The following is a 434-nucleotide window of genomic DNA, read 5'->3' on the forward strand; positions in this document are numbered from 1 at the left end:
CAGCCATGAGCGCCAATTCGATGACGCACCGGATGCAATCGGCACGCAGCCAAGGCGGTACGAGCCTAGTCGAGATACTGATCGCTATGGTGATTGCGCTGTTCATCATGACTGGCGTGGTCGTTGTATTCGTGAACATGCAGAAGAGCTTCACGAGCCAGGATCAGCTTGCGCAGTTGCAAGACAATGAGCGACTGGCGCTGACCATCTTGACCAATGTTGTACAGCAGGCGGGGTATTTCCCCAACCCGACAGTCAACACGGCCCTATCGGCATTCCCGGCGAATGGCTCGCTGGCTGCCGGCCAGGTGATTTCCGGTACTTCGGGTGCCACCGCAGGTACGGATACGGTAACAACTCGGTTTGCGACTGCCAGTGGGGACGGCACCATGAACTGTCTGGGCCAGACAAACACGACCGGCGCTCAGCAGGTC

General features: G+C 58.3%; 1 protein-coding gene. It reads left to right on the top strand.

Annotated elements, in window-relative coordinates; genetic code table 11:
• A partial coding sequence (locus tag D7Y13_RS43230; protein ID WP_244222490.1) for a PilW family protein occupies positions 1 to 434 on the top strand: 434 nt, incomplete at both ends.

The organism is Corallococcus praedator (assembly GCF_003612125.1).
Classification (GTDB): domain Bacteria; phylum Myxococcota; class Myxococcia; order Myxococcales; family Myxococcaceae; genus Corallococcus; species Corallococcus praedator.